We start from the raw sequence: 7,194 nt of genomic DNA on the forward strand, positions 1-7,194 counted from the left end.
GTCGCCGCGCGGGCCGCGCTGGCCGACACCGCCCTGCGCCGCGGCCTGCGCGGCGCCGCCGCGGCGGTCCGGGAGCGGCGCTCGGCGGACCCCGGGCCCGCCGACTGGGAGGACCTGCGCGAGGCGGGCCGGGCCGTCAAGGACGCGACGCTGCTCGCGCTCGACGCGCATCTGGAGGAGCTCGAGCGGGCCGTCACCGAGGCGGGCGGCCGCGTGCACTGGGCGGCCGACGCGGCCGAGGCGCGCCGGATCGTCACCGGCCTGGTGCGGGCCGCCGGGGCGTCCGAGGTCGTCAAGTCGACGTCGGCGGTCACCCGGGAGATCGGGCTGAACGGGGCGCTGGCCCGCGCGGGCGTCACGGTCCGGGAGACCGGGTTCGCCGAGCTGGTCGCCCGGCTCGGCGAGGACGACCCGGCGGGGCCGGCGTCCGCGGCGCCCTACAGCGACCGCGCCCGGATCCGCGAGCTGTTCGTCCGGCGGCTCCCCGGCGCCGCCGGGGGCCTGTCCGACGATCCCGCCGCGCTCGCCGAGGCGGCGCGGCTGCACCTGCGCGAGCGGTTCCTCGGCGCGCGCGTCGCGGTCACCGGCGCGAACTTCCTGGTGGCGGAGACCGGCACGGTCGTGCTGCTGGAGTCGGAGGGCAACGGCCGGATGTGCCTGACGCTGCCGGACACGCTGATCTCCGTCGCCGGCATCGAGAAGGTGGTCCCGACCTGGGCCGACCTGGAGGTGCTGCTCCAGCTGCTGCCGCGCTCGTCGTCCGGTGCGCCGATGACGCCGTACGTGTCGTCGTGGACGGGCGTCACCCCCGGCGACGGGCCCCGCGAGTTCCATCTCGTGCTGCTCGACAACGGCCGCACGAAGGCCCTCGCCGACGAGGTCGGGCGCGCCGCGCTGCGCTGCATCGGCTGCTCGGCCTGCCTGAACGTCTGCCCCGTCTACGAGCGGACCGGGCCGGCGCCGTACGGGCCGGTCCGCGCCGGGCCGATCGGCGCGATCCTCACCCCGCAGCTGCGCGGGGTGGAGCGGGCCGCCGAGGCGTCGCTGCCGTTCGCCTCGACGCTCTGCGGCGCCTGCGCGGACGTCTGCCCGGTGAAGATCGACATCCCGGAGGTGCTGGTCCACCTGCGCGGGCGGGTGGTCGAGTCGCGCCGCCACCGGCCCGTCCCGACGCCGGAGCTGGTGCTGATGCGGGGCCTGGCCTGGACGATGGCCGAGCCGCGCCGGTACGAGGCGGCGCTGCGCCGCGGCACCCGCTGGGCGCGGCTGATGTCGCGCGGCGGCCGGATCCGCCGGCTGCCCGGCCTGCTCGGCAAGTGGACCGAGGCCCGCGACCTGCCCGCGCCGCCGCCGGAGACCTTCCGCGCGTGGTGGGCGAGGAGGCGCGGGTGAGTTCCCGGGACGAGGTGCTGCGGCGGGTGCGGGACGCGCTCGGCGGGGCGCGCGGCACGCCCCCGCCGGTGCCGCGCGGGTACGCGCGCCGGCTGTCCGCCGCGGAGGCGGCGACCGGCGCGGACGTGCCGGCGCTGTTCGGCGAGCGGCTCGCGGAGAACCGGGCGGCGGTGCGGCACGTCGGCGCGGACGAGCTGGCCACCGCGGTCGCCGCCGCGCTGTGGGGACGCGAGGCCAAGCAGATCGTCGTCCCGGCGGACCTGCCGTTCGGCTGGCTCGCCGAGCTGGACGGGGTGCGCGCGATGGCGGACCGACCGGCGATCGACGTGGACGCCCTCGCCGCCGCGGACGGCGTCGTCACCGGGTGCGCCGTCGCGATCGCCCGGACCGGGACCGTCGTGCTGGACGGCGGCCCGACGCAGGGCCGCCGCGCCCTCACCCTGCTGCCCGCCTACCACCTGTGCGTCGTGCAGGCCGAGCAGATCGTGGGGACGGTCCCGGAGGCGGTCGAGCGGCTCGACCCGGCCCGCCCGCTCACCTGGATCAGCGGCCCGTCGGCCGCGTACGCCGCGGACATGGCGGGCGCGGAGGGCATGCACGGCCCCCGGCACCTCGAGGTGCTGGTCGTCGAGGACTGAGCCCCGCACGCTGCCCGGCTCCGCCGCGCGGGCGGCTACCCGGCGCCGGCGAGGACGAGGTCGAGGCCGGCGGCGAAGCGGGCGTCCCAGTCGACGGCGCGGTCGGCGCCGTCCTCCGCCGTCCCGCGGACCTCCAGGGCGGCGTGCCCGATGACGTAGCCGAGCAGTGTGTGCGCGGCGACCGCGGCGGAGTCCTCGCGCACGCCGCCCTGCCGCATCACCTCCCGCAGGGACGCGACGGTCGCGGCGAGCGCGGCCGGGTTGCGGCGGGTGACGACGAGCGGGAGCACGCCCGCGTGGGCGAGGAGCCGGGAGCGGTAGTCGCCGGCCCAGGCGCGCAGGACGCCCCGCCAGGACGCGGCGTCCGCGGCCCCGGTGTCGGCGGGGGCGGCGGCGACGTGCGCGACGAGGCCGTCGAGGAGCTGCTCCTTGCCGCGGGGGAGGTGGTGGTAGATCGCCATGGCCTCGACGTCGAGGGCGTCGCCGAGGCGGCGCATGGTGAGGCGGCCGAGTCCCTGGCCGTCGACGATCTGCAGGGCCGCCTCGGTGATCCGCTCGATCGACAGCGGCGCGCGGTTCTGGGCGTTGATGCTGGGCTGCCTGACCATGGGGGCAAGCGTACGGGGGGCCGCCGACATGATCGGGGACGCGGGCGCGCGCCGTGCCGTGCCGGCGGCGGGCGCCGGACGGCGGGCGCCGGACGGCGGCGGGCCCCGGGACTTGCCCGAGTCCCGGGGCCCTTGGTGGTTCCGCCCTGATGCGCGCACCGGCGCGTTTCCGGGGGACGGTCAGGTTCAGTTCGCCGTGTTCTCCCTTTGAACCACCGCCGCACGGAGAGCGGCGGACCAGATTCGAACTGGCACCTCGGCGACCTTCGCCGTCCCCCGCCCGCCGGTGACGGGCGGAGATGCTGAGACTGGAGCGAGAGCCTGAGATTCATGGGCCGCTCTGCCGCTGAGCTACCGGGGCCCGAGTGCTCCGGGGAGGATTCGAACCTCCGCTGACGCCACGTGATCAAGCTGAACTTCATTCTCAGCTTCGGGCTTGCGCCCGACCCCCGCGCTCCAGCGGGGGAGTCTTCAGTTGTGCGGCCCGCGCCGGCGCGGGCGGTTCAGGCGAAAAGGTAGCCGAAGACGGCCTCGCCCACCTTGCGGTCGGTCACCTCCGCGCCGTTGGCCTCCTCGCGGGCGAACTTGACCGCCGCCTGCAGCTTGGCGACGCGCTCGCGCAGCTCGTTCACCCGGCGCGCGGGCAGGGCGCCGGAGAAGGCGGTCCTGGTCCAGGTGCCGACGATGACGTCCTCGGTGTAGGTCTCCACCTGGGCGGGGTGCTCGGTGGTCGCCTCGTACAGGACGTGCGCGCGCGGGATCTTCTTGGTGCGGGTAGTCCTGACCGGCTCGGTCCGCCACACGTCGGCGGACTCGTCGAACGTCCACGACTCGGCGGCGTCGAGCACCGGGAGCCGGTCGACGAGGGCGGCCAGCTCGGTGAGCTGCTTCTCCAGGAACAGCAGGTGCGCCACCGGGACCTGCTCCAGGACGGTCCGGCCGTCGACGGTGACGTCGGCGCGGGCGTCGCAGTTGGCCCAGTCCTTGGTGGCGGTGATGTCGAAGAGCCGGGTGAGCGCCGCCGCGACCTCCTTGAGCGTCCCCTCCGCCTTCACCTGCACGCGGGTGGACTCGGGCGGCAGCGACTCGCCCTCGTCGTCGAGCGGCTGGTAGGTGCGGGAGATGCCGGACAGCAGCGCGGTCTTCTGCAGCCGCTGGCCGATCTCGGCGATCTCGCGCTGCGCGCGGCTCTTCGCGCCCTTCTCGACCGCGATGATCTGGTTGAGCTTCGCCATGGTCCCTCGCCTCCCCGTGTTTCCGGCGGAAACGGTACTGATCCCGGATCTTCCTCGCATCCCGATTTCGGGTCGGCGGGGCGTCGCCCAGCGTTACCTTACTGCGTAAAGGCGCCGAGTTCGGTGTCCGGCGTCACACCCGGCGGGCGGCGCGCGTACGCTGGCCTCGATCGGACGATGAAGATCGTGAGCTTGAGGGAGTATCGCCATGCCGCTGATCCGCAGGGTGGACAAGGACGTCGCGGAGCAGTACGAGGCCGACGAGCGGCTGGCCGCCGAGTACGAGGCGCGCCTCGCGGCCGCGCGCGAGGCCGAGCGCGCGCTGCGGGACGCCCAGGGCGCGGACGTGCCCGGGCCGGAGCTGCACGAGCTGACCATCGCTTTCGACCAGGCCATGACCGAGGTGCTCGCCGCGGCGGAGGCGGCCGAGCGGATCGCGATGGGCCCGAAGACCTACGTGTCCGACGCGCAGGACTCCAAGGCCCGCCGCGCCGCGGAGATCGAGCGCCGCAAGGCCAAGGCGCGCCCGTCCGTGCGGCCGTGGACCGACGAGGTCGACCGGCTGCGCACCGCGCGGGAGGCGCACCGGCTGAGCTTCCGGACGCGTCCCGCCGCGGCCGTCTGAGCGGCCGCGCAGGGGCGCCGCCGCCCGGGCCGGGGGGCCGTGGCGGCGGCCCGTGCCCACGTGGGACCACGTGGGACGACACAGCACCACCGAGTGGCACCGGCCACCGAACTCTGAGAGTCTGCCCTCTCGGGGAACGCCGGGGCGGCCCGTACCGCCCGCCGCGCGCGGCGGGCGCGGGACGCGCTCCGGCGGGGAGGGCGCCGGTGCCCTGGACGCGGGGGGAAGTCACGTGGAGCGCACGCCGCCGGATCGGTGCCGCGTACTCGAGTCCTACCAGGACGGTACGCGGGCGATCCGTGAGCTGGCGTCGGCGGTCGAGGACTGGGACGTGCCGACGCCGTGCGCCGACTGGCAGCTGATCGACCTGGCCGGGCACCTGCGGTGCGTGGCGGAGAACTTCCTGGAGTACCTGCAGGACGCGCCGGACAGCCGGCTGGCCAAGCTGTTCGCGCAGGACGCGGCGTCGGCGGTGCTGATCCGCCAGCAGGCGCGGCAGAACGCGGCCGAGCTGGCGGTGCTGCCGCCCGAGCCGGGCCCGGAGCGGATCACGGCGTTCTCGGTGTCGGCCGGCGCCTACGCCGACCTGATGCCGGACATGTGGGACCGCACCCACCTGATCTACCGGGGCACCAAGTACACCGTGGGCGACCACGCGGGCGCCGCGTGCGTGGAGTGGCACCTGCACGCCTGGGACATGGCCCGCGCGATCGGCGCGGACTACCGGCCGCGCGACCCCGACGTGCTCGTGTCGGCGTGGCACTGGGGGGTGCCGCACCTGCCCCTGGAGTCCGGGGACGCGTGGGAGTCGGTGCTGCGGTCGTCGGGCCGCGCGCCGAACTGGCCGGACCCCGGGGAGGGGCCCGGCCGGTCGCGGGGCGGGCGGCAGCGCAACGCGCGGCAGGGCGTCAGACGCCCGCCGGCCTCCTCGGGTGGGTCCGCAGGTAGACCGCCCAGGTGAGCAGGCAGCAGACGGCGTAGTAGGCGATGAACGCGAGGTACGCGCCGTCCCCGGTCCCGGACGTCAGGAACGACTGCCGGAAGGCGATGTTGACCAGCACGCCGCCGAACGCGCCGATCGCGCCGGCGATGCCGATGAGCGCGCCGGCGAGCCGCCGGGCCTCGTGCTCGGCGGCCACCGGGTCGCCGCCGTTCGCGACGCCGAGCTGCGCCTTCGCCCGGAAGATCGCCGGGATCATCTTGTAGGTGGAGCCGTTGCCGAGGCCGCTGAACGCGAACAGCAGGATGAACCCGGTGACGAACAGCGCGAGCGACTTCTCCCGCGAGGCGGTGAGGACGATCCCCGCCGAGACCGCCATCGCGACGAAGTTCCAGAACGTGACCCTCGCGCCGCCCGTCCGGTCGGCGAGCCATCCGCCGACGGGCCGGATCAGCGAGCCGAGCAGGGGCCCGAGGAAGGTCAGGTAGGCGGCCTTGATCGGGGTGTCGAAGTCGGCCTTGAACTGGACCTGCAGCACCTGCCCGAAGGCGAACCCGAACCCGATGAACGACCCGAACGTGCCGATGTAGAGCAGCGACATGATCCAGGTGTGGCCGTCCCCGCAGACGTCGCGCATCGCCCGCTTCTCGTTGCGGACCTGCGACAGGTTGTCCATGAACAGCGCCGCGCCGAGCGCGGCGAGCACGATGAACGGGATGTAGATGCCGGCGACGAGGCCCGGGTGGCCCTTGCCGGCGGTGGCGAGCACGGCCAGGCCGACGAGTTGTACGACGGCGACGCCGACGTTGCCGCCGCCGGCGTTGATGCCGAGGGCCCAGCCCTTGAGCCGCTGCGGGTAGAAGGCGTTGATGTTGGCCATCGAGGAGGCGAAGTTGCCGCCGCCGACGCCCGCGACCGCCGCGAGGACCAGCAGGGTGGAGTACGAGACGCCGGGCTTGATGAGGAACGCGGCGAGCACCGCGGGGACCAGCAGCAGCGAGGCGCTGACGATGGTCCAGTTGCGGCCGCCGAACCGGGCGACGGCGAAGGTGTAGGGGATCCGCAGCGCGGCCCCGATGGCCGCCGGGACGGTGGTGAGCATGAACTTGCCGGCCGGGTCGATGCCGTAGGCCGGGCCGAGGAACAGCACGAGCACCGACCACAGCGTCCAGACCGAGAACCCGATGTGCTCGGAGAAGATCGAGAACGCGAGGTTGCGGCGGGCGGTGCGGGCCCCGGTCGCGGCCCAGAACTCCGGCTCCTCGGGCCGCCAGTCCTCGATCCAGCGGCCTTTCAGCGAGGGGCGGCGCGTGCGCGGCGCCGCTTCGGTCGTGACGGTCATCGGGTGTCTCCTTGGGGTCGCTGACGCGGCACGACGCTAGGAACAGGCCGTTTCGTGCTTGTGTGGCCCGCAATGCGGCGGTGATAACTCCACTGCACAGCGTGCGCGCGCGAGGTGTGAGACCGGCCGGGGGCGCGTGGCCGCCGCCCCGCCGGGGTAGACCGTGATCGCGGCGCGGCGGGGGAGGGAGACAGGACCGATGGCGACCTGCGAGGTCTGCGGGAACGACTACGCGATGTCGTTCGAGGTGCACGCGCAGGGGGACGTGCACACCTTCGACTCGTTCGAGTGCGCGATCACCCGGATGGCGCCGATCTGCGAGCACTGCGAATGCCGGATCCTCGGGCACGGTGTCGAGGTGGGCGGGCGGTTCTACTGCGGTGCCCACTGCGCGCGCGCCGCCGAGCCGGAGCG

8 protein-coding genes and 1 tRNA gene are annotated in these 7,194 nt (G+C 74.9%); 5 read left to right on the plus strand and 4 right to left on the minus strand.

The genetic code is table 11. From position 1 onward, the window contains the following. Together ABT299_RS51805 and ABT299_RS51810 are read left to right on the plus strand one after the other, a co-directional pair. On the plus strand, positions 1-1,392 hold a 1,392-nt coding region (locus ABT299_RS51805; protein ID WP_500255377.1), incomplete at its 5' end, for a lactate utilization protein B. Then, positions 1,389-2,030, plus strand: coding sequence for a LutC/YkgG family protein (locus ABT299_RS51810; protein WP_500255378.1), 642 nt, complete (start codon positions 1,389-1,391; stop codon positions 2,028-2,030). The genes ABT299_RS51805 and ABT299_RS51810, both read left to right, overlap by 4 nt. A gap of 35 nt (positions 2,031-2,065) precedes the next feature. Here ABT299_RS51810 and ABT299_RS51815 read toward each other — a convergent pair whose 3' ends face one another. From ABT299_RS51815 to ABT299_RS51825, 3 genes are all read right to left on the minus strand, one after another. Beyond that, positions 2,066-2,638, minus strand: a complete 573-nt coding sequence (locus ABT299_RS51815) for a TetR/AcrR family transcriptional regulator (RefSeq protein ID WP_190866281.1) — start codon at positions 2,636-2,638, stop codon at positions 2,066-2,068. A gap of 366 nt (positions 2,639-3,004) precedes the next feature. Further along, positions 3,005-3,099, minus strand: a tRNA-OTHER gene (locus tag ABT299_RS51820). Positions 3,100-3,141: 42 nt separating this feature from the next. Beyond that, positions 3,142-3,873, minus strand: a complete 732-nt coding sequence (locus tag ABT299_RS51825) for a DUF7873 family protein (RefSeq protein WP_433252464.1) — start codon at positions 3,871-3,873, stop codon at positions 3,142-3,144. 208 nt (positions 3,874-4,081) lie between these two features. Between ABT299_RS51825 and ABT299_RS51830 the strand changes: the two genes are divergently transcribed. Then, positions 4,082-4,498 (plus strand): plectin, encoded by a 417-nt coding sequence (locus ABT299_RS51830; protein WP_500255379.1) that lies wholly within the window; start codon positions 4,082-4,084, stop codon positions 4,496-4,498. A 232-nt stretch (positions 4,499-4,730) separates the two neighbouring features. Further along, entirely contained in the window at positions 4,731-5,459 is a 729-nt protein-coding gene (locus tag ABT299_RS51835) for a maleylpyruvate isomerase N-terminal domain-containing protein (protein ID WP_190866288.1), read from the plus strand. Here the strand turns inward: ABT299_RS51835 and ABT299_RS51840 are convergent. Then, positions 5,407-6,780, minus strand: coding sequence for a nitrate/nitrite transporter (locus ABT299_RS51840; protein WP_190866290.1), 1,374 nt, complete (start codon positions 6,778-6,780; stop codon positions 5,407-5,409). The two genes, ABT299_RS51835 and ABT299_RS51840, sit on opposite strands and share 53 nt — an antisense overlap. Positions 6,781-6,979: 199 nt before the next feature. Between ABT299_RS51840 and ABT299_RS51845 the strand changes: the two genes are divergently transcribed. Beyond that, positions 6,980-7,194, plus strand: a 215-nt coding sequence (locus ABT299_RS51845; RefSeq protein ID WP_500255380.1) for a metallothionein, incomplete at its 3' end; no start/stop codon positions are given.

This window comes from Spirillospora sp. NPDC000708 (assembly GCF_040299565.1).
Taxonomy (GTDB): Bacteria; Actinomycetota; Actinomycetes; order Streptosporangiales; family Streptosporangiaceae; genus Spirillospora.